Origin of the sequence: Nocardia spumae (genome assembly GCF_020733635.1) — a bacterium.
Lineage (GTDB): Bacteria > Actinomycetota > Actinomycetes > Mycobacteriales > Mycobacteriaceae > Nocardia > Nocardia spumae.
In genome coordinates this window covers 329,430-349,745 of the sequence record NZ_JAJFZL010000001.1, presented here as the reverse complement: position 1 = coordinate 349,745, position 20,316 = coordinate 329,430, and the positions used below count along the sequence as shown (strand labels likewise).

Below are 20,316 nucleotides of genomic sequence, written 5' to 3'. Positions count from 1 at the left end.
GTGATGGGTGAGGATCGATCCATGACCTCTTTGAGTGGGCAAGCCACCACCTTTCTCGGGCTCCACCGCCCCGGCGATCCGGCGATCCTGCCGACCGTCTGGGACGCGTGGTCGGCGAATCTGGTGCAGGAGGCCGGGTTCGCGGCGGTCACCGTCGGCAGCCATCCACTGGCCGATTCGCTGGGCAAATCCGATCAGGAGGGTATGACCTACCCCGAGGCGATGGCCCGTGTCCGCGAGATCACCGCCGCCGTCGACGTCCCCGTCTCGGTCGATATCGAATCCGGCTACGGCTTGAAGCCGGACCGCCTGATCGAGGGACTGCTCGAGGCCGGCGCGATCGGGCTGAATATCGAGGATTCGGTGCACAGTGAGGGCGGGCGTTTGCGCGAACCGCAGGAGCATGCCGATTTCGTGGCGGGTCTGCGGCAGGCCGCCGACGCGGCGGGGGTCCACGTGGTCGTCAATGCCCGCACCGATCTGTTCCTGCGCGAGGACCAGAACACGCCCGATCGCGTCGAGCGGGTACTCGAACGGATGCGCTTGGCCGCCGAAGCGGGCGCCGATGTGCTGTATCCGGTGGGACAGCGGGATCCGGAGATCCTGCGCCGGCTGTGCAGTGAACTTCCGCTGCCGGTCAACGCGATCGGAATCCCCGATCAGGGCGATCGCGCCTGGTTCGCCGAATTGGGCGTCGCCCGGGTCAGTTTCGGCCCGTTCCTGCAGCGTGCCCTGGCCACGGAGGCGAATCGGCTGCTGCAGCGCTGGCATTGATCCGCCCGCCGTCGGCGTCCCGGTTCGGCTCTGTGACAATGGAACCCGCCGATGCCCGTCACACCGCGATCCGAGAAGCCCGAGATGAGCGAGCGAACGGATTGCGCACGAGGCGGTCATCGGCCCTGTGGTCTCGTCTCCGCGCGCCGGCCTCCGTCCGTCGCGAGGCCAGCACCATGCCGGCGACACCCACTCCCAATCCGGCAATCGTCAACGGCCGCAACGGTTGCGCGATGAACACCCACGCCATGATCGCGGTGACCGCCGGGGTGGCGAAGAACAGCCGGCCCACCCTGGTGGCATCCCACCGGCGCAGCAACGCGTTCAGCAGCAGGAAACACGCGACGGCGTTGATGGCCACCATCCACACCAGCGATCCGGCGAAGCGCAGCGGGTCGGCGATGCGCGTACCGCCCTCGGCGAGCATGAACACCCCGGCCACCGGGGCACTGACCAGAACGTGCGTCGCGGTATTGGTGCGGGCGTCGACCTGCGGCACGAATCGCTTCTGGTAGACGGTCCCGAGACTCAGCCCCAGCAGGCCGAGTACGCACAGCAGCAGTCCGGCGACCGAGAAGTGGGATCGGTCGACCACGGCCAATCCCACACCGAGCCCGCCGATCCCGAATCCGATCCATTGCCGCACGGTGACCTTCTCCCCGAGGACGCTGCCCGCGAACAGCGCGATCACCACCGGATTGAGCCCCTGTACCAGGGAGATCACCGCCGCGGACACATGGTCGGCCATAGCGGTGTAAAAGGCCCCGAACTGCACCATCTGCATGAGCAATCCGGCGACGGCCACGTGGGCCAGTTCGCGGCCGCGCGGCCATTTCGCCTGTGCGAGTACGGCATACAGGGTCAGCACCAGTCCGGCGAGCACGTAGCGCGCGAACAGCACCACCATCGGGGGCGCCGCGCCGACACCGATGATCCCGGCGATGAACGCACTGCTCCACATCACGACGAAGGCCACGGGGGCGGCCGTCTCCATCAATCGGTTCCGCACGATCCCTCCACAGACTAACCACCTCAGACGGTTATTACGGTGACATCCGGTCTAATAACCTGTCAAGGCGGTTACTATGGATTCGTGTTCACCTTCGTCAGCGGCAACCGGGCCCTGGATTTCGCCGGCACCGTCCAGGAACGCGACGCCGGCTTCGTCGACCTGCTCACCACTCCGGCGGCGCTCGGCGAATGGCTGGTCGCCGCCGAACTACTGGACCGCGCGCCGGAATGCGGGGCGCGAGACCTGGCCCGCGCGGTCGATCTGCGCGAGGCCGTGTACCGCCTGGCCGTGGGCACGGTCCGGGGACAGGCGTGGCACGAGGCCGATCGTGAGCTGATCAACCGAGTCGCCGATGGCCCGCAACCGGTGATCGCCCTGCGCGCCGACGGTGGGGTGGATCGCCGCGGCGACTGCGATCACGCGCTCGCACGCATCGCGGCCACTGCCGTCGAACTCCTGGGCGGGTCCGACCGCGACCGGATCAAACAGTGCGGCCGCGACGCCTGCACTCGCCTCTACCTCGATACCTCCCGCGCGGGATCGCGACGCTGGTGCGATATGACGCTGTGCGGCAACCGGGCCAAGAGCGCGACCTTCCGCGCTCGGCACGGCGAGCGATGATCGCGGCGCCTCGGAGTCACCGGGCCGGAACCAGCACCCGCGCCGGCGGCGACACCATCGGCCGATATCCGCGCGGCCGGGCACGGACGAATGCGAAGAAGAAGAACACCAGCAGAATCGCCCGGCCCCAGACCCCGATCTGCACCAGCTTCTCGTCCAGATCCGCCGCCGTCCCGCTGCCCAGTGCGTAGAAGTACCGGAACACCCCGATTCCGAGCGCCAGATCGGCCAGCAGATACGCGCCGATGGCCGACCACGGCACCTCGAGCAGGACGAAGAACGGCAGGACCCACAGTGTGTACTGCGGCGAGTGCACCTTGTGGAACAGGAGGAATCCACACAGCATCGCCCCGCTCACACCCACCCAGGGGTAGGAACTCAGAGCCGGAAAACGCTTCCACCCCAACCACATCGCGAGGACGAACGACGCGACCACCAGTATCGGCGACGCGGCGGAGACGACCTCCTGGAACGACGCCTCACCGCCGTCACCCGCCGCGAACATCGGCCGCAATCCCCAGTACCAGATCGAATTGGTGGTGATATCCGCCTGCCGCATCTGCTGGAAGGTGAACGAGGCCCGCCAGCCGTCGTAACCGAGCAGCGCGAAGGGCAGATTGATCGCGACCACCGTCGCCAGGGCCGCACCGGCGGCCGCCAGCGCACCCAGCGGGTCGTACCCCCGGCGCGGGACATCCGCATGTGATTCGCCGTCGAAATCCGGCTCGCCGAGAAGGACGTAGAGCAGCAGCGGCAGTACGAAGATCCCCGGATAGAGCTTCAGGCAGAAGCCGATGCCGAGCAGAATCGCCGCCATGATTCCCCTGGTGCGCAACGAATATCGGGTCAGCACCGTGACCACGTAGACCGCGCCGACCGCCGTGCAGACCACCGGAAGTTCCCAGTTGTGGAACGCGTACAGCACCAGCGGGGGCCCCACCGACCAGAGCAGCGCCACCGCACCCGACATCCGGCCCAGCATCCACGCTGTGAGCAGCGCGAACGGCGCCAGCAACAGGGCCGAATGCAGCAGGAATGCGGCGTCGTCGTTCGCTCCGGCGGCGCCGAGCCACATCAGCAGCCCGCTGAGCACCGGATATTCCACCGCCCCGCCGGTGAGCGTGCCGTCCGGTGTGATGCCACCGCTGATATACGGAAAGAGGTGTTCGTCGATACCGCGCCCCAGCCACAGGAACTGGATATCGGAATAGCAGACCTCGGCGTCCTTGACGCGGTCGAACACCAGGCTGCGGCCGTCCTCGTCGAACGGAGCGCCCGCGCAGCGAGCCTTGTTCAGATAGGCGAATATCAGCGTGACCGCGCAGGCCAGCAACGCGGCGACCGCCGCGGCCCGGCCGGCCCCACGCGTCCGTGCTACCGCTGTGGCCACGTGGCCACCCCCGCAGTCACGTCCTCGCCACCGCCGCGGTCGACACGATCGGCGGGTCGGTTCGACATGTTCACAACGATAGGGTGCCCATCGGACGAACGCCGGTAATCATCGGGATGGAGACCCATTTCGCACCCGGTACCCGGCCGCGAGCGCCCGGTAGCGGCTCATGTAGCCTTGTCGGGTTGCTGACGCAACGACCCCTCCTGCCACGGAAAGTCCGTGGCCGTTTCCAGTCCACAGGAGGTGATGGGTTCCCGTGCGTCATTACGAAGTGATGGTCATCCTCGATCCGAACCTGGACGAGCGCACTGTCGGTCCGAACTTGGACAAGATGCTCAGTGTGGTCTCGCAGCAGGGCGGCAAGATCGACAAGGTAGACCTCTGGGGCCGCCGCCGGCTGGCCTACGAAATCGAGAAGCGCGCCGAGGGCATCTACGCCGTCGTCGATCTGACCGCGGAGCCGGATACGGTCAGCGAGCTCGATCGTCAGCTGGGCCTGAACGAGTCCGTGCTGCGCACCAAGGTGCTGCGACAGGACAAGAAGTAATCCCCCTGGCGAGAAGCTCTGCCGGAAAGCCGCACTTGTCGTTGCCTGACTCTAGGCTCTAGCGCAACAGGCGAGTGCACAGCTGATCGCACCGAAGACCAGGAGGAACCATGGCAGGCGACACCGTAATCACCGTCATCGGCAATCTGACGGCAGATCCGGAACTTCGATTCACGCCCGCGGGCGCGGCGGTGGCCAACTTCACCGTCGCATCGACTCCCCGGGTGTTCGACCGCAACGCCAACGAATGGAAAGACGGCGAGGCACTGTTCCTGCGCTGCAACATTTGGCGTGAGGCCGCGGAGAATGTCGCCGAGAGCCTGACCCGAGGCGCTCGCGTCATCGTGAGCGGACGACTCAAGCAGCGCTCCTACGAAACCCGCGAGGGTGAGAAGCGCACAGTCGTCGAACTCGAGGTCGACGAGGTCGGTCCCTCCCTGCGCTACGCGACCGCGAAGGTCAACAAGACCTCGCGCGGTGGCGGCGGCGGTGGTGGTGGTTTCAACAGCGGTGGCGGCAATTCCGGCGGCAGTGGTGGGGGCTTCGGCGGCTCCAACGGTGGCGGTCGCGGCGGACAGGGTTCCGCAGGCGACGATCCGTGGGGCAGCGCTCCCGCGGCCGGCTCCTTCGGGGGCGGCCAGATGGACGACGAACCGCCGTTCTGAGACGGCTTACATATCGGGGCCCGCGAATGCGGCTCCCAGGCAAACGGAGTGAAGACCCATGGCCAAAGCACCGGCACGCGAAAAGGTGCTGAAGAAGAAGGCTTGCGCGTTCTGCAAGGACGACAAGAAGGCGAAGAAGGACGGCTCGGGCACCGGCGCCGTCATCGACTACAAGGACACGGCGTTGCTGCGCAAGTTCGTCAGCGACCGCGGCAAGATCCGCGCCCGCCGTGTCACCGGAAACTGCGTGCAGCACCAGCGCGACGTCGCCGTCGCGGTGAAGAACTCTCGCGAGGTCGCGCTGCTGCCCTACGTGTCCACGGCTCGCTGAGAACGGGAGGCAGACAATGAAGCTGATTCTGACTGCTGATGTGGACAACCTCGGTGCGCCCGGCGACACCGTGGAGGTCAAGGACGGCTACGGCCGCAACTACCTGCTGCCCCGCGGCCTGGCGATCGTCGCCACCCGTGGCGCCCAGAAGCAGGTCGAGGGCATTCGCCGGGCGCAGGACGCCCGCCGTGTGCGCGACCTGGGCCACGCCCAGGAGCTCAAGGCCGCTATCGAGGGCCTCGAGTCGGTATCGCTGTCGGTGAAGACCGCCGGCACCGGCAAGCTGTTCGGCTCGGTCACCGCCGCCGATGTCGCCGGTGCGGTGAAGACCGCCGGTGGCCCGGTGCTGGACAAGCGCAGCATCGAGCTGCCGAAGTCGCACATCAAGAGCACCGGCAAGCACACCGTCTCGGTGCACCTGCACCCCGACGTGGTTGCCAAGTTCGATCTGCAGGTTGCTGCCGCGGAGTGATCCTCCGCCCGTCGCCCTCGCGGGCAGCGGACGACAGCTCGTCGAAGACCATCCCCACGGTTCGTCCGCGGGGATGGTCTTCGCCTGCGCGCGTGTCGGCCGGTCGGGGGATGTGTTCACGGGTCTTGTCGCGTTCCGGACACAAATCGAAGTCGGCCAGATAGAGTTGCGAGAGATTTGCTCCAGCGCGACGGCGACTGTGCGTTCCCGCCGCCGAAGGTATCCGCGCGTTTTCTACCCAGCTCTCTGGGGATTTGTGGACAACTCGAAAAACCGACCGACGCTTATGTGATCTGTGTCATATCGCGCGAGAGCAGTGTTTACCCAACACGCCCGGCTGTTCACGTTCCGGGACACGCCGACACCATTTCAATCCACATGTGGGTAACTGGAAAAAGGCGTGTCTACCTGGTTATAGCCTTCTCGCATACCTAGTTGTCCCCAGGTGATGCACAGGGCCTACACAACAGCAGGTGAACTGTACCCAGTTTATCCACAGCTGTTTCCACAGGGCGGTTTGGCGATCCCCAGTTCGGTCCCTTAGGTTCATGTCCGCACCGTGACCGCGCGCCGGTAGCGCCGTGATTACGACGCTCCGACATCGTTAGCTGCAGACCCGGTGACGTCCGGTGTGACATGTCCCAACGTGTCGGTGCCCGGGCGTACAACAAGTCATCAATAAGGTCGAACCGGGTGCGCATGATGGGGCCGGTGCGATGAGAGAGGACGGTCGGTTCGAGTGGCAGTCGTCGACGATCGCGGGCACTCGGACTACAACGACCAGCCGGGTGAGGATTTCGGCCGGCAACCCCCGCACGATATGGCGGCCGAACAGTCGGTACTCGGCGGCATGCTGCTCAGCAAGGACGCCATCGCCGACGTGGTCGAGGTCATCCGGCCCGGCGATTTCTACCGTCCGGCCCACCAGGCCGTCTACGACGCCGTCCTCGATCTCTACGGCCGCGGCGAACCGGCCGACCCCGTCACCGTCGCCGCCACCCTGGACCGGCGCGGTGAACTCAAACGCATCGGCGGCGCCCCCTACCTGGTCACCCTGACCCAAACCGTCCCCACCGCCGCCAACGCCTCGTTCTACGCCGAAATCGTTGCGGAGAAGGCGATTCTGCGCCGCCTGGTCGAGGCCGGAACCCGCATCGTCCAATTCGGCTACGCCGGCGCCGACGGCCAGGACGTCGCCGAGGTGGTGGACCGCGCCCAGGCCGAGATCTACGAGGTCACCGAGCGCCGCTCCAGCGAAGACTTCATGCCCCTGGAGGAACTCCTCCAGCCCACGATGGACGAGATCGACTCCATCGCCAGCCGCGGCGGCATCTCCCTCGGCGTGCCAACCGGTTTCACCGAACTCGACGAGGTCACCAACGGCCTGCACCCGGGCCAGATGATCATCGTCGCGGCGCGTCCCGGTGTGGGTAAGGCATTGGCCCTGGACACCCCGCTGCCGACGCCTTCGGGCTGGACGACGATGGGTGCGGTCGCTGTCGGCGACGAGTTGCTCGACGCGCACGGGCAGTCCACTCGGGTACTCGCGGCAACGGAGACGATGACCGAACGCCCGTGCTACGAGGTCGAGTTCTCGGACGGGGCGGTACTTGTCGCCGATGCCGAACATCAGTGGCTGACGATGGCTCGATCGGGCGCGACGCGGCCCAGGGTCCGAACCACCCTCGAGATCGAATCCACCCTGCGCGATATGGCCGGCCAGCTCGATCACCGGATCCCGGCGACCCCGGGACGGCCGGAACGCCAGATCGTCGACGTCCGCAAAGTCGATACGGTTCCGGTGCGGTGCGTCGAGGTCGACAACGCCGACCATCTCTACCTCGCCGGTCGCTCCATGATTCCTACCCACAACTCCACTCTCGGTATGGATTTCATGCGGAGTTGCTCGATCAAGCATGGTCTGGCCAGCGTCATCTTCTCGCTGGAGATGAGCCGGACCGAGATCGTGATGCGTCTGCTGTCGGCCGAGGCGAAGATCAAACTCGGCGATATGCGCGCCGGGCGGATGAGCGACGACGACTGGACGAAACTCGCGCGGCGGATGAGCGAGATCAGTGAAGCTCCGCTGTTCGTGGACGATTCACCGAACCTGACCATGATGGAGATCCGGGCCAAGGCACGTCGCCTCAAACAGCGCCATGACCTGCGGCTCGTGATCGTCGACTATCTGCAGCTGATGACCTCCGGCAAGAAGGTCGAATCCCGGCAGCAGGAAGTCTCGGAATTCTCCCGAAGCCTGAAGCTGCTGGCCAAGGAATTGGAAGTGCCGGTGGTCGCGATCAGTCAGCTGAACCGTGGTCCGGAACAGCGAACCGATAAGCGCCCCATGGTGTCCGACCTGCGCGAGTCGGGCTCGCTCGAACAGGATGCGGACATGGTTATCCTGCTGCACCGGCCCGATGCCTTCGAACGTGACGATCCGCGCGGCGGCGAAGCCGATCTTATTCTCGGTAAACACCGCAATGGACCCACCGCCACGATTACCGTTGCGCACCAGCTGCATTTGAGCCGTTTCGTGGATATGGCGCGCGGCTGAACTCCGCCGACCTTCGGGTGGCACTCACATGGGCGCGTGGACACCGAGCCCGCGTTCCTGGGCGACGCTGAGTACCAGCGCCGCCGCGGCGGCGTCCTGAACCGCCACACCGACGGATTTGTAGAGGGTGAGCTGCCGATCGTCGGTGCGGCCGACAGCCGTGCCCGCCACCAGTTCGCCCAGTTCGGCGCGGATATCGGCGGCGGAGATGAGGCCGCGCTGGAGAGGTTCGGCCAGATCCCGGTTGGGTGGGATCGCTTGCAGTGCGGCGTCGCGGGATTCGACGAACAACAGGGCCTCGGCGATCGTCTCGTCGTCCACTTCGCGGCCGCTGGGGTGGTAGCCGACAGAGGTCACATGGGTGCCCGGCGCCAGCCAGGCCCGGCGGATCGCCGGTTCTGCGGCGAAAGTGGCGCCACAGACGACATCCGCGCCGTCGAGCGCCTCCTGGTAGAAGGGTGCCGCCGCCACCTCGACGTCGAGTTCGGCGGCCAGCGCCGCCGCCGCGGCAGCGGTCCGATCGCGATCGCTGCCCGCCACGCGAACCTGCCGGAACGGCCGCACCCGGGATACGAAGCGGGCGTGGGCGCGGGCCTGTACACCGGTACCCAGGATCGCAAGAATCTCCGAATCCGCGCGTGCCAGTAACCGGGCCGACAAGGCCGAGCACGCGGCGGTCCGGGCTGCGGTGAGCGAGGTGCCGTCCAGGACCGCCGCCGGAGTACCGGTCCGGGGATCGAACACCACGACGATCGCTTGCCGGACTGGGTGTTCGGTTCCGGTGTTACCTGGGAAGACGCTCACCAACTTGCTGGTCAGGGCTCCGGAGGAGGGGACATAGGCCGGCATGTCGAGCAATCCGGTGAAGGTTTCACCCGCAGCTACGACAGTCGCCGTCCGGTTCGGCGCGGACACCCGATCCGCGCTCAGATCGGCCATCGCTGGGCCCATCGCATCGATCAACGTGTCCGCATCCAGTGCCGATTCGACATCCGCGCGCCCCAGAACCAACATGCGGTCAAGGTAATCCGGAGGGGGGACATAAACCAGGCGTGGATCACATGACCACCCCGGCCGGCAACTCTTCGCGAGTCCTCTCCGCGGTACCGGATCTCGATGATCGCCGCCGGCCGGGGGGATGTGCCGAAAGTGATCGGCCCCGGCGTCGCGTCCTGTTCTTCGATCTCGCACCGACATATTTCGCTGCGGGGCAGAGAATCCCGCTCGAGTCGATGCGCTACTGCCACCTGGATCACACTCTTCGAGCACGCGTCGATCGCACGCGTTCTTCAGGCCGATCACAGCACGGAGTCCAGCATGACCGAGTCACTCATCCAGCTGCCCACCGCTGGAGAACCAGTTATCGACACTTTCGACCGCATGATCCGGACCGGGCCCATAGTGCCCTACGAACTGCCAGGTGGAATTCAGGCCTGGATGGCGGTCAGCCACCAGGCGGTCGGTGAGATCCTCGCCGGTGATGGCACTCTATTCAGCCATAGCGCGAAGAACTGCCCGGCGATGCAGGACGGCACCGTCCCCGCCGACTGGCCGCTCCGAGTCCTGACCGACGCCGATCACCTGCTCAACAAAGACGGCGCCGAGCACATGCGGATGCGCCGGGCCATCGCCCGCGCCTTCACCCCCGCCCGGGTCGCCCAACTCGAACCACGTATCCAGCAGCTGACCGACGATCTCATCGACAGATTCGCCGACCAGCCGGAAGTCGATCTCGTCGAGCACTTCACCATGCCACTGCCCGTTGGGGTGATCTGCGAACTTTTCGGCGTACCGGCCGCCGACCGGGGGAAGTTCCGCGGCTGGACCGCCACGCTGATCTCGCACACCAGCACCGGTGAGCAGACCCGGGCCGCCATGCAGGAGATGGTCGGCTACCTGACCGGGCTGGTCGCGGACAAACACAGCGCACCCGATGACGACCTCACCTCGGACCTGGTGCAGACCCAGCCCGAGCACGGAATCACCGATGCCGAACTGGTCGAAATGCTGTGGATCATCATCGTGGCCGGACACGAGACCACGATGCACCTGCTTGGTAATGCGGTGGTGGCCCTCTACACCTATCCCGATCAGCTCGCGGCGGCCAAGGATGGGGATCGCTGGGCCGACGTCGTCGAGGAGACATTGCGCTACCGGAACGCGGCTTGCGCCATGTTCAACCGGTATGCCTTGCAGGATGTCCGGATCGCCGGTGTCGATATCCCCGCGGGTGCGATCGTGGGCTGGTTCGCGGGGGCTGGACGTGATCCACGGAAGTATTCGAATGCCGATGTCTTCGATATCGATCGCGATGACATCGATCAGCTCGGATTCGGCCGCGGTCCGCACTTCTGCCTCGGCGCGCATCTGGCCCGGCTGGAATCCCGGATCGCGCTGGCCACCCTGTTCGGCCGGTTCCCGGAGATGCGCCTGGCATGTGATCCGGCGGCGGTGCCGTACGCGCCACAGTTCATGACCAACGGACCCCTCTGCGTGCCGGTGGAGCTCGGATCCCGCGACTGATCCGGCCCGAATCCCGGGCGGGGAGCTGTGAGAATATCGGGGGCCCACGATATTCCGTGGCCCACAGTCGAGCGGATACGCAGAGATGAGCACCAGACCGACAGAACAATCACCATGCGGTTCTCCCAGCTGACCGTCGCAAGCGCAGCGGAGTGGAGCGAGGTCACGGACCATCTCTTGACGGCGGATCATCGCTACCGTGATCCGGACAACTGGCGGGCCCGGATCACGGTTCAGCAGTCCTCGGGCTACACCCTGATGTATGCGCAGCAGAGCGGTGATCATCTGATGCACCGCGGCCGCTCCCACATCCGAAACAGTCCGACCGACGTGTGCTGGATCGCGTTCCCGATGCAGGGCGAATACGTGATCCGACAGCAGGACCGGCTCACCCGGGTACCGCCGCATCACGGGTTCCTCCTCGAGCTGGACGTGGCATGCCGGATACTGCAACCCGGTTCGACGACTTACGGGCTGCGCGTGCCCCGCAGGTACATCGAGCATCTGCTGCCCGCCCCCGGCGCGCATACGGTGCTCGATATGTCATCGGGTCTGGGCCGGGTCGTGCAGGGCATGCTCGCCACCACCCTCGCCGGACAGTCGAATCTGACGACGCCGCAATTCGATGCCGTATGCGATCGAATCACCGAACTGCTGTGTCTCATGCTCGTCGACGACATCGGGCCACAGCCCGACCATCTGGCCGAAACCGTCGAGGCCATAAGGAAGTTCGTACGAGAGCACATCGGGTCCGGTGATGTGCGGCTGCCCGCGGTGGCTCGTGAGCTCGGGTGGTCTCCCCGGCAACTCCGATCCGTACTGCACCAGTCCGGTACTACCTATCGGGAGCTGCGTCGTACCGAATCATTGCGCGCCGCACGCGATCTGCTGGCCCGTCCGGAACCCCGGTCCATCGCGGAAGTGGCTGCACGCTGCGGCTTCACGAGCACGGGGTTCTCCACCGCGTTCAAAGCCGAATACGGCGAGACACCCAGGGATTTTCAGCGCCGCCGGTCCGGAACCTCCTCCGCGGAGTCGCACCGCTCCTGACGCGAGACGTCGCCGAGGAATCGATCGCGCGCGGCAGGCGCACGAATTCAATTGGGGCGGTAGCGAGCTCGCAGGTGGAAGCGCTCGCCCTGCGGGCCCAGGATGCTCAGGAACTCCACCGGGCGATCGTCGGCGTTGCCGAACCAGTGTGGGAGGTGGGTGTCGAATTCGGCGACCTCCCCCGTGCTCAGTACGAGGTCGCGGTCGCCGAGCACCACTCGCAGCCGGCCGGTGAGGACGTAGAGCCAGTGGTAGCCCTGGTGGGAGCGAGGCGCCGGATCGCGGTGATCACCGCAGGCCGGGAGGATCTGGCGGAAGACCTGTAATCCGCCGGGATTGCGGGTGAGCGGGATGACGGTCATGCCGTCGCGGTCGAAGGGGCGCGGATATACCCGGGGGTCGCCGCTGGCGGGGGCGCCGACGAGTTCGTCCAGTGGAATCCGGTGGGCCTTGGCCAGCGCCAGCAACTGTTCCAGCCCGGGCTTGCGCTGTCCCGATTCCAGCCGCGACAGCGTGCTGACCGGAATGCCCGTCGCGGTGGACAGGGCGGTCAGCGTCCGCCCGCGACGACCGCGCAGCTCACGCAGCCGGGGCCCGATATCGGCCAACACGGCCTCGAACTCATCACTCACCATGTCACGGTGCCGGTCCCTTTCCCGGAGTGGCAACAGAATTTGCCGGATCGTCAAGCATGGGCGGAAGTGGCGCCTCGTCGTGTTTCCGGTCACGGGGTTCTTCCGGCTGGTAACACTCTGGGGCCGGTTCACGACACTGTCGGTGACAAACAACACGGCCCGTCGGGGGGCCTGTCCGTCTTCTTGTCGGATCGGAAATGGGGATCAGGACATGGCTCTTCGCGAGTTCATTTCGCGGCACCGCATCGCCTCGGCGGCGGCCGCACCAGCGGCTTTGGGGGTGGCCGCGATCGTGGCGGCCTCCTGGGGCCTGATGGCGACACCGGAGAGCAGGGATACCCGGCTCACCTCGTCGGTCACCGAGTGCCACGACATGGTGACCATCTCGGTGGCCGGGCGCAACGACAGTCCGGACCCGAAGAGCACCGCCATGTTGCTCGACGCGAACGGCAATCCGCTGCCCGCGGCGCTGTCGGGCGATTACAACAGCCACTGGGTCGATCCGGTGGTGAACGCGCCCGCCGACAAGGTCGATCCGGGCTCCTACGCCGCGGTGTACGTCGCCTATCCGGCGAATATGAACTCCTACGAGGACGCGGTGAACACCGGTGTCTCCAACGCCGAGCAGGTGATGCACGACATCGCCCAGGCGTGCCCGGACACCAAGTTCTCGATCGTCGGATACAGCGAGGGCGCCGATGTCGCGCGCCGGGTGGCGATGGGCATCGGCCATGACGAGCCCGGAGCCGACGGCAAATACGATGTCGTCGATCCGAAAAACGTACTGGGCGTGGTGATTCTGGCCGATGCGGGCCGCACCGCCGGTGAGGGCCCGTTCCCGGGCGCCCAGAATCCCTACGGCCACCCCGATGGATTCGATCAGAACTATCAGAACGGCAAGACCCCGATCTCGGGTCAGGGCGCACTGCCGGATCAGGCCGGTGACTTCGGTGCGCTGAACGGCAAGATCGCCTCCTTCTGCTCCGAGGGAGATCTGACCTGCGCCGCGCCGCAGAATATTTCGCTGCTCCAGCTGGCAGCCAACGTCGGCCGACAGCTGAATGTCGACGCACTGCAGAACGAGGGCCTGACCCCGGCGACCGGCCAGGACGTGGCCGTCGTACTCGGACAGATCGCGATGAACGCCTTCTCCTACATCGCCACTCAGCCGAACTGGATGGCCAGCGACGAGACCTTCCTGCAGGTGTTGCTGCGAGTCTCGGACCCTGCCTACAAGCCGGGGCAGACGCCGCCGAATCCAGCTCCGGCGCAGTCTATTTCGACCAACCAGATGGCTCCGCTGGCGTACCTTCCGCAGAAGGTGCTCAACGAGCTGATCGGCCTGATCGTGACCAACCAGAACACCATTCCGGTGATCATGAGCGACCCGTACCAGCTGACCCTGGGCCCGAACGGCACCGGCCATCACTTCGACTACTGGCGTGATTCCAACGCCGCCGACGGTAAGCCGCTGACCTCGGCGGAGTACGCGGCCGCCTGGCTGACCCACCTGGCGCAGCAGGCGCAGGCCGGTCAGCCGGTGGATACCAAGGCTCAGCCGACCGATGCCGATGTGGCCGCCGCCTACAAGACGGTGGCCGAGACCCAGGCCGCGCCGACCACGACGCCGACCAAGGCACCGACGGCGACGAAAGATCCCGCGGCGACCACGGATTCGACAGCGACCACGGATTCGAAGGCGACCAGCACGACGAGCCCGGCCCCCACGACGACGGATCCGGCGCCGACGACCACCGCTCGGAGTGAGACCACGACCCCCGCCGCACCGACCACCACTGTCGCACCGGCGGAGCCTCCGGCCCGCACTCAGGTCGCGGCGCCGGCGCCGACCACGGAGCCGGAGCGGCAGCACCAGCCGCAGCCGACCGTCACGCATCCGACGACGACCGCGCCGACCACCACCACACCGGAGCCGGTCGCCGCGGCGAAGTAGCTCGATCCACCGGCGGGGCTCGATCCATCAGCGGGGCAACGGCTTCGGCGAGTCGGCTCAGCTTCCGTCGCCCGGCAACCGGGGCATGATCCACTCCCCGTGCCCCGGTGCCGGAATCGCGGCGGCGTCCATGGTGAAGGTGACCGCGATGTGGCCGGGCCCCGGGTAGAACCGGGGCTCGGCCCCGTAGTGGTGGTAGCCGGGGCCGGTGATCTCCTGGCTGACCGAACCGCTGCGCCCGTTGTCGGTATTGGTCCAGTCGGCGGTGATGGTCACCCGGCAGTCGCCGACACCCCAGAGGGTGGCCTGGAAGTTGAGCAGCGCCGCGCCGCCGGGCAGCCCGCCGTACCCGACGCTGGGATCGATTCGGCCGACACACAATCCGGATCTGGACGTGGTGAAGATCGTATCCCAGGACTGCCCGGCCGGTGCGGCCGTGGCCGCGGGTGCGGTGGCCGTGATCGGTACCGTGGTCAGCGCGGCTGCCGCCAGCAGCCCGAAGATGTTGATAGCGCGCACGATTCTCCCCTCGTCGGGCGAACGGCGGCTCGCGCCCCGGTTCGCCGTGATCGGACGATCCTTCCGATCATCGCCGACCGACAGCGACGACACCCGGACAACCGCCGTGATCGGTCTCGGGCTCGGCGCGTCGGCCGCCGTTACGCGGTCGTGCGGTCGAGGACGGCGGCGGCGGTCAGCTCGACCGAGCGCACCCGGTCGGCGATCTCGGTGGCGTGGTGCACCGTGATCAGTTCGTCGGCACCGATCGCACCGGCGAATTCGTCGAGGTGGGACCGCACTTCCTCGGCCGTTCCGGCCGCGGTGTAGCGAGTCATCGAGGACAGTTGCGCACCGTTGGGTGAGGCGAGGAACGCGTCGATCTCCTGATCGGTGAAGGTGGCGGTCCCCGTGCCGCGCGAGATCATCATGCGGGCGCGCGCGCGGTAGGAGACGGTCTTCTGGGCGATCGCCTCGTCGTGGGTGTCGGCGGCGAAGACGTTCACCCCGGCCATCACGTAGGGCTGCGCCAGCTGCTCGGAGGGCTGGAACTTGTCGCGGTACACCTCGATCGCCTGATGCAGCGCATCGGGGGCGAAATGCGAGGCGAAGGCGTAGGGCAGGCCGAGATGGGCGGCCAGCTGCGCACCGAACAGTGAGGACCCCAGAATGTAGAGCGGCACAATACCTTCGGCGCGCGGCACCGCCTCGACACCGGGGATGCGGGACTGCCCGCTCAGATAGCCCTGGAGTTCGAGTACGTCCTGCGGGAACGAGTCGGCCGAATGCGGATCGCGGCGCAGCGCGAGCATGGTCTTCTGATCACTGCCGGGCGCGCGTCCGAGACCGAGATCGATGCGCCCGGGGAAGAGGGTTTCCAGGGTACCGAACTGTTCGGCGATCACCAGCGGGGAATGGTTGGGCAGCATGATGCCGCCGGCGCCGAGACGGATGGTGTCGGTCTGTGCGGCGACATGGCCGATGAGCACGCTGGTAGCGCTCGAGGCGATGGAGCGCATGTTGTGGTGTTCGGCGTACCAGACCCGCCGATATCCGCCGCGTTCGGCGGCGCGTGCCAGGGCCACACTGTGGGCGAAACTGTCGCGCGCGGTCGCGCCGGGAGCGACCGAAGCCAGGTCGAGGATGGACAGTGCGGTGGGCATTATGTCGCCGCCTTTCGTACGAGCGCGTGGTTCAGAGCACGCGGTGGAGTTGGTCGGTGAAGTGACCGATGCGGGCTTCATCGCGGCGGTAGAAGGTCCATTGCCCGCGGCGGGTGGCGATGAGGAATCCGGCACGCTGCAGCACCGCCAGATGCGCCGAGATGGTCGAGGCGGAGGTCCCGGCCTTGCGCTGGATCAGCCCGACACACACCCCGAGTTCGGCCGTCTCCGATTCCAGCTCGGGAAAATTCGCCCGCGGCTCCTTCAACCAGCCCAGTATCAGCAGCCTGGTCCGATTGGCCAGCGCCTTGCATTCGTCGAGTACCGCGCAGCCGGCCTCGCTCACCTCGAGCGGATCGCCGTCGGCGGGCGGGCCCTCGGCCCGCACGGGAGCGCCTCGCACAACCACCATCCTTCGGTATTTCGCTAATTAACGAATTTAGGCTCCGAGCGGCGGTCCGGCACTATGGCACTGGTCACTCCGACCTCAGCGGTTACGCGGCAGGACGGTCAGCACCCGCATGATGTGGTCGCGGAATTCCTTCATATAGCCCCGCAGGAAATCGGCGGTGCTCGCATCGGAGACGGAGCCGTCGGGCTGATAGATCTCGGGCCGGAACTGGATGTATGCCTCGGGCGCGGTCATCTGGCGCGCGTTCGTGAAGCTGAGGACCGCGCGCAGGCTCTGTTGTCCGACCGCGGTCCCGATCGCCCCGGGTGAGGCCCCGATGACCGCCGCGGGCAGGTGATCGAACGAATTCTGCCCCCAGGGCCGTGAGGCCCAGTCGATGGCGTTCTTGAGTGCGCCGGGTATCGAGCGGTTGTATTCGGGTGTGACGAACAGGATGGCGTCGACGGCCTCGATCGCCGCCTTCAGGGCACGGCCGGCGGGCGGATAGTCGTCGTCGTAATCGCGGTTGTACAGCGGCAGATCGCCGATCGGGATCTCGATGAAGTCGAGGTCATCGGGTGCGAGTTCGATCAGCGCCTTGGCGAGCACGCGGTTGATGGAGGAGGCGGACAGACTTCCGACGATGTAGCCGACGACATAGGTTCGCACCGGTCTTCCTTCCGGGTAGGCGGATCACGGTTCGCCCTCGCCGACGACCACCTGCCGCGCTTCCCGGTCGCTCGGCGATTGCTGTACCAGCTCATCAGTGACTGTAACCTGCTGCGATCCAGGATTGCCCCGGATCAGCAGCACCGGCGTCGCCAGCAGCAGCACCCCGGCCACCGCCAGCGCCGCCCGCGGACCGGCGAGCTGCGCCAGCAGTCCCCACCCTCCGGTGAGCAACGCGGTCGTGGCATTTCCGGTAACCGTCCACGCCGTCAGCACCCGGGCTACCCGATCGGATGCGGTCTGTCGCAGCCGATAGGTGGCCATCACCGGCATGAAGACGCCGATACACGCGATCAGACCGGATTCGACGACGATGACCACCAGCAGGCCCGGCAGTCCCGGCACGATGGCGGCCAGGCCGATCGGCCAGCAGGCCCGCAGCGTGCCCATGACGAGGAAGATCCGCCGCTGCCCGAACCGCCGCACCAGCGGTGCCGACGATCGCGAGCCGATAAGCCCTGCGATACAGGGAATTCCGAATGCCAGGCCATACTGCCACGGCGTGAATCCGAGGTGACCGAGCAGCAGCACCGAGAGCACCGGCGCATTCGCCATGATCAGCCCGTTGACCAGAATCGAATTGAGGAACAACGGCCGCAGGGTGGGGTGGCCGAGCAGATAGCGCCAGCCGGCCAGGATGTCGGCCAGGCGGGTGCCGGTCGTGGTCCGGCGCGGTTGCGGCTCGTGGGCGCGGATGCTGCTCAGCGTCACCGCGGACAGCAGATAGCTGCCCATATCCGCGATCACCGTGGTCACCGGGCCCAGCACGGTGATCGCGAAGCCGCCCAGCGGCGGGCCGAGTGCCGTCGTGGTCCAGGTGGTGGCTTCGAACCGGCCGTTCGCGACGAGCAGATCATCGTGTGGCACAAGCATTTTCAGATAGGCGCCGCTGGCGGCCCGGAATACGATCCCGGCGGCCGCGACCACGATCGACACGATCAGCAACTGCGCGAAGCCGAGCAGGCCGAGCGCGAAGGCGATCGGCACGCTGAGCAGGGCCACACACCGCACGACATCGGTCGCGATCATCACCGGCCGTTTGCGGTGGTAGTCCACCCAGGGCCCGAGCGGTATCGCGGCCACCGCCCCCACCGCCGATCCGGCCGCGGCCAGGGCCGATACCGCACCCGGACCGGCATGCAGCACGACGATCGCGATCAGGGGAAAGGCGTCGAGCGCCAGACTGGTGCCCAGCGCGCTCACCGCGTAGGCCGACCAGAGCCGCTCGAACTGCGGACCCAGCGAACGATTGACCACCCGAATTCCTTTGCGCATCGCACGGCTACCGGCCGAAGGCATCGAAACAATCCGCGACGGCGAGATCAAACAACCGCCTGCGCGGTGCCCACAACGAACGGTTGTGGGCATCGGATATCGCCGGAATTCCTGACCAGCGGGACGACATCTGCCGCGGGGGTCCTCGATCACCTACCGTCGAGCGCAGACGAACGCTGGGAGTGTGCGGTGACGAACTGGGACGAAGAGGTCGATGTACTGGTGGCCGGCTCGGGTGGCGGCCTGGCCGGTGCCTATACCGCTGCGCGAGAGGGGCTCTCGGTCGCGGTGGTGGAGGCGACCGAGCAGTTCGGCGGCACCACGGCGTACTCGGGCGGCGGCGGGGTCTGGTTCCCGTGCAATCCGGTGCTGCGCCGCGAAGGCGTCGACGACAGCATCGAGGACGCCCTCACCTACTACCGCGCGGTGGTCGGCGACCGGACCCCCGCCGAACTGCAAGAAGCCTACGTACGCGGCGGCGCGGGGCTGATCGAATACCTCGAGGCCGACGACGCCTTCGCCTTCCAGATGTTCCCGTGGCCGGACTATTTCGGTGCGGCGCCGCAGGCGCGCAACGACGGGAAGCGGCATATCGTGCCGAAACCGTTGCAGGCCTCCGCCTTGGGCGAGCTGTCGGCGGCGGTGCGCGGCCCGCTGGCCACCGATCGGCGGGGTGATCCGCAGCCGGAGTACCTGATCGGCGGGCGCGCACTGGTCGGCCGGTTCCTGCTCGGACTGTCCCGATTCCCGAACGTCGCACTACATCTGAATTCCCCACTGCTCGAATTGGTGACCGAGGACGGCGGCGTCGTGGGCGCGATCGTCGAACGCGACGGCCGGCGCGTCACGATCCGCGCTCGTCGCGGTGTGTTGCTGGCCGCGGGTGGATTCGAGCAGAACGACGAGATGCGGGCCCGCCACGGCGTACCCGGCCGGGCCCGGGACACCATGGGGCCCTGGGGAAATCAGGGCTGGGCGCATACCGCGGCGATCAGCGTCGGCGCCGATACCGATCTGATGGATCAGGCCTGGTGGTCACCGGGAATGATCCATCCGGACGGCCGGGCGGCCTTCGCGCTGTGGTTCACCGGCGGAATCTTCGTCGATCGCGACGGGCGGCGGTTCGTCAACGAATCCGCGCCCTACGACCGGCTCGGGCGGCGGATCATCGAGCGGCTGAACGATGCGGCGATGTCGCTGCCGTACTGGATGATCTACGACGACAGTGCCGGTCCGGTGCCGCCGGTGCAGGCCACCAATGTGCCCATGGGCGAACCCGAGGAGTACGTGCGGGCGGGGCTGCGGCACAGCGCCGCCACGCTCGAGGAGCTGGCCGAGGCGATCGGCGTCCCGCCGCAGGCACTGGTCGACACGGTCGAGCGGTTCAACGCACTGGCCGACCGCGGCGTCGACGAGGATTTCGGCCGTGGCGACGAGGCCTACGATCGGTCCTTCACCGAGGGGAAGTCACCGCTGATCCCGATCCGCAAGGGTCCGTTCCACGCGGCCGCGTTCGGTATCTCCGATCTGGGGACCAAGGGCGGATTGCGCACCGACGGCGCCGGGCGGGTCCTGGACGAATCCGGGACACCCATCGCCGGGCTGTACGCGGCGGGCAACACGATGGCCGCGGTGAGTGGAACGGTCTACCCGGGCGGCGGCAATCCGATCGGCGCGTCCATGCTGTTCAGTCACCTGGCCGCGCTGAACATGGCCGGCCGCTGAG

Annotated in this window: 20 protein-coding genes; 11 read left to right on the top strand and 9 right to left on the bottom strand. The window is 66.9% G+C overall.

What is annotated here, in order from left to right:
• Nucleotides 1–21 precede the first annotated feature (21 nt).
• Nucleotides 22–774, top strand: a complete 753-nt coding sequence (locus LKD76_RS01550; RefSeq protein WP_227979119.1) for an isocitrate lyase/PEP mutase family protein — start codon at nt 22–24, stop codon at nt 772–774.
• A 58-nt stretch (nt 775–832) separates the two neighbouring features.
• Here LKD76_RS01550 and LKD76_RS01545 read toward each other — a convergent pair whose 3' ends face one another.
• Nucleotides 833–1,783: a DMT family transporter gene (locus LKD76_RS01545; RefSeq protein ID WP_227979118.1), complete on the bottom strand. Its 951-nt coding sequence runs from the start codon at nt 1,781–1,783 to the stop codon at nt 833–835.
• An 84-nt stretch (nt 1,784–1,867) separates the two neighbouring features.
• Here LKD76_RS01545 and LKD76_RS01540 point away from each other — a divergent pair, with 84 nt between their 5' ends.
• Nucleotides 1,868–2,407, top strand: a complete 540-nt coding sequence (locus LKD76_RS01540; protein WP_227979117.1) for a CGNR zinc finger domain-containing protein — start codon at nt 1,868–1,870, stop codon at nt 2,405–2,407.
• 16 nt (nt 2,408–2,423) lie between these two features.
• Here the strand turns inward: LKD76_RS01540 and LKD76_RS01535 are convergent, their stop codons facing one another.
• Nucleotides 2,424–3,797 carry a glycosyltransferase family protein gene (locus LKD76_RS01535; RefSeq protein WP_227979116.1) on the bottom strand — a complete coding sequence of 458 codons (1,374 nt, stop codon included), beginning with the start codon at nt 3,795–3,797 and terminating at the stop codon, nt 2,424–2,426.
• 259 nt (nt 3,798–4,056) lie between these two features.
• On the opposite strand from LKD76_RS01535, the gene rpsF reads away from it, so the two are divergent.
• From rpsF to dnaB, 5 genes are all read left to right on the top strand, one after another.
• Nucleotides 4,057–4,347, top strand: a complete 291-nt coding sequence (gene rpsF, locus LKD76_RS01530; protein WP_227979115.1) for a 30S ribosomal protein S6 — start codon at nt 4,057–4,059, stop codon at nt 4,345–4,347.
• A 110-nt stretch (nt 4,348–4,457) separates the two neighbouring features.
• Nucleotides 4,458–5,012: a single-stranded DNA-binding protein gene (locus LKD76_RS01525; protein WP_227979114.1), complete on the top strand. Its 555-nt coding sequence runs from the start codon at nt 4,458–4,460 to the stop codon at nt 5,010–5,012.
• Between the two features lie 58 nt (nt 5,013–5,070).
• Nucleotides 5,071–5,343 (top strand): 30S ribosomal protein S18, encoded by a 273-nt coding sequence (gene rpsR, locus LKD76_RS01520; protein WP_227979113.1) that lies wholly within the window; start codon nt 5,071–5,073, stop codon nt 5,341–5,343.
• A 16-nt stretch (nt 5,344–5,359) separates the two neighbouring features.
• Nucleotides 5,360–5,815: a 50S ribosomal protein L9 gene (rplI, locus tag LKD76_RS01515; RefSeq protein WP_227979112.1), complete on the top strand. Its 456-nt coding sequence runs from the start codon at nt 5,360–5,362 to the stop codon at nt 5,813–5,815.
• Between the two features lie 739 nt (nt 5,816–6,554).
• Nucleotides 6,555–8,372, top strand: coding sequence for a replicative DNA helicase (gene dnaB / locus LKD76_RS01510; RefSeq protein ID WP_227979111.1), 1,818 nt, complete (start codon nt 6,555–6,557; stop codon nt 8,370–8,372).
• A 24-nt stretch (nt 8,373–8,396) separates the two neighbouring features.
• Here dnaB and LKD76_RS01505 read toward each other — a convergent pair whose 3' ends face one another.
• A complete protein-coding gene (locus LKD76_RS01505) occupies nt 8,397–9,386 on the bottom strand; it encodes an ornithine cyclodeaminase family protein (protein ID WP_227979110.1) in 990 nt (329 codons plus the stop codon).
• 303 nt (nt 9,387–9,689) lie between these two features.
• Between LKD76_RS01505 and LKD76_RS01500 the strand changes: the two genes are divergently transcribed.
• Complete coding sequence (locus LKD76_RS01500; RefSeq protein WP_227979109.1) at nt 9,690–10,895, top strand: cytochrome P450 family protein; 1,206 nt, start codon at nt 9,690–9,692, stop codon at nt 10,893–10,895.
• A 114-nt stretch (nt 10,896–11,009) separates the two neighbouring features.
• On the top strand, nt 11,010–11,945 hold the full coding sequence (locus LKD76_RS01495) for a helix-turn-helix domain-containing protein (RefSeq protein WP_227979108.1): 936 nt from the start codon (nt 11,010–11,012) through the stop codon (nt 11,943–11,945).
• 47 nt (nt 11,946–11,992) lie between these two features.
• Here the strand turns inward: LKD76_RS01495 and LKD76_RS01490 are convergent, their stop codons facing one another.
• The gene (locus LKD76_RS01490) at nt 11,993–12,580 is read right to left on the bottom strand and encodes a helix-turn-helix domain-containing protein (RefSeq protein ID WP_227979107.1); all 588 of its coding nucleotides are present in this window, start codon (nt 12,578–12,580) and stop codon (nt 11,993–11,995) included.
• Nucleotides 12,581–12,791: 211 nt separating this feature from the next.
• On the opposite strand from LKD76_RS01490, the gene LKD76_RS01485 reads away from it, so the two are divergent.
• A complete protein-coding gene (locus LKD76_RS01485; RefSeq protein WP_227979106.1) occupies nt 12,792–14,534 on the top strand; it encodes a cutinase family protein in 1,743 nt (580 codons plus the stop codon).
• Nucleotides 14,535–14,591: 57 nt separating this feature from the next.
• On the opposite strand, the gene LKD76_RS01480 is transcribed toward LKD76_RS01485, so the two are convergent.
• The 5 genes from LKD76_RS01480 to LKD76_RS01460 form a co-directional block, all read right to left on the bottom strand.
• The gene (locus tag LKD76_RS01480; RefSeq protein ID WP_227979105.1) at nt 14,592–15,053 is read right to left on the bottom strand and encodes a hypothetical protein; all 462 of its coding nucleotides are present in this window, start codon (nt 15,051–15,053) and stop codon (nt 14,592–14,594) included.
• A gap of 140 nt (nt 15,054–15,193) precedes the next feature.
• Nucleotides 15,194–16,195: an LLM class flavin-dependent oxidoreductase gene (locus tag LKD76_RS01475; RefSeq protein WP_227979104.1), complete on the bottom strand. Its 1,002-nt coding sequence runs from the start codon at nt 16,193–16,195 to the stop codon at nt 15,194–15,196.
• A gap of 31 nt (nt 16,196–16,226) precedes the next feature.
• The gene (locus LKD76_RS01470) at nt 16,227–16,598 is read right to left on the bottom strand and encodes an ArsR/SmtB family transcription factor (protein WP_308188502.1); all 372 of its coding nucleotides are present in this window, start codon (nt 16,596–16,598) and stop codon (nt 16,227–16,229) included.
• A gap of 84 nt (nt 16,599–16,682) precedes the next feature.
• Nucleotides 16,683–17,255, bottom strand: a complete 573-nt coding sequence (locus LKD76_RS01465) for an NADPH-dependent FMN reductase (RefSeq protein ID WP_227979103.1) — start codon at nt 17,253–17,255, stop codon at nt 16,683–16,685.
• 24 nt (nt 17,256–17,279) lie between these two features.
• Complete coding sequence (locus LKD76_RS01460; protein WP_227979102.1) at nt 17,280–18,572, bottom strand: MFS transporter; 1,293 nt, start codon at nt 18,570–18,572, stop codon at nt 17,280–17,282.
• A gap of 207 nt (nt 18,573–18,779) precedes the next feature.
• On the opposite strand from LKD76_RS01460, the gene LKD76_RS01455 reads away from it, so the two are divergent.
• Complete coding sequence (locus tag LKD76_RS01455; RefSeq protein ID WP_227979101.1) at nt 18,780–20,315, top strand: FAD-binding protein; 1,536 nt, start codon at nt 18,780–18,782, stop codon at nt 20,313–20,315.
• Nucleotide 20,316 lies beyond the last annotated feature (1 nt).